Consider the following 1,507-nt stretch of genomic DNA (forward strand, 5'->3'; position numbering starts at 1 on the left):
AGCCTCGATCCACCGATGAATGTCGGGTCGGCGGGACCCCGGAGATAGAAAGTGCCCTCTGAGCTGGAATGATAGGAGTTATCACGCTTCTATCGCTTCGCTCGAGAGGGCACCTCGCAGGTGAGATTACGCCATGACGCGCCGGTGGTGCGCGCCTCGTTCGATGATCCGAATCTGGTGTCGTGTGCCGGCCTCGCTCCGGTGATGCGCCTGGCCCAGCGGGCCGGTCTGCACGACGCGGTCACCGACCGGGTGCGGCTACCGACGGACAAGGGCGCCAACCCTGCCGGGAAGGTCGCCACGATCGTGGCCGGGATGCTCGCGGGCGCGGACAGCATCGACGACCTCGGCATCGCCCGGCACGGTGGCATGCGCTCGCTGTTCACCGGTGTGTACGCGCCGTCGACGCTCGGGTCGTTCCTGCGTACGTTCACCCACGGACACGTACGGCAGTTGCAGGCCGCCGCCCGTGACACCCTGATCGGCCTGGCCGGCCGGGCCGCGATCCTTGACGGCGCCGACGTGCTGACCTTTGTGGATGTTGACTCGATGCTGCGCCGTGTCTACGGCAAGCAGAAGCAGGGCATCGGGTTCGGCCACACCAAGGTCGGCGGCTACAACGTCTACCTCCGCGGCTACAACCCCCTCGTCGCCACGCTGTCCACACCGCTGTCGGCGCCGGTGATCGCCGCGACCAGGCTACGTTCGGGTAACGCAGGCTCGGCCCGCGGCGCGGCGAGCATGATCGCCGAGGCGATCACCACCGCCCGATCCTGCGGCGCGGCCGGGGAGATCGTGGTGCGGGCCGACTCGGCGTTCTACGCCAAGACCGTGATCACTACCTGCCGGCGCCGGATGGTCAGGTTCTCGGTCACCTGCCGCATCGACGCGAAGATCCGCGCCGCGTGCGACAGCATCACCGACGACCGATGGGTCGACATCAAGTACCCGCAGGCCATCTGGGACGAAGACACCGGGCGGTGGATCTCCGACGCGCAGATCGCCGAAACCACGTACACCGCGTTCGACGGCACCCGACATGCGGTGACCGCCCGGCTGATCGTGCGCCGCATCCGCCGCGACGACCCGGCACAGCTCCCCGGCCAAGACGAACTGCTACCGACCTACCGGTATCACGCCGTGTTCACCGACAGCCCGTACACGCTCGTGCAGGCCGAAGCCCAGCACCGCGGCCACGCGATCATCGAACAGGTCAACGCCGACCTGATCGCCGGCCCGCTCGCCCACCTGCCCTCCGGCCGGTTCAGCGCCAACGACGCCTGGCTGACCTGCGCCGCGATCGCCCACAACCTCACCCGCACCGCCGGGCACCTGGCCGCGGGCGCCTACCGCACCGCCCGGCCCGCCACGATCCGCACCCGGATCATCAACGTCGCGGCCCGCCTCGCGCACCGGGCCCGCACCATCCACCTGCACCTACCCGACCACTGGCCCTGGCAAGCAGCGTTCGACAACCTGTTCACCGCCGTCCAGACCGCACCCGGCT

Annotated in this window: 1 protein-coding gene; it reads left to right on the forward strand. The window is 69.2% G+C overall.

The window, feature by feature from the left end; translation table 11 throughout:
• Positions 1-120: 120 nt before the first annotated feature.
• The coding region (locus V6U90_RS33330) for an IS1380 family transposase (RefSeq protein WP_334445145.1) at positions 121-1,507 on the forward strand (1,387 nt) is incomplete at its 3' end.

This window comes from Micromonospora sp. CPCC 206060, assembly GCF_036906895.1.
Taxonomy (GTDB): domain Bacteria; phylum Actinomycetota; class Actinomycetes; order Mycobacteriales; family Micromonosporaceae; genus Micromonospora.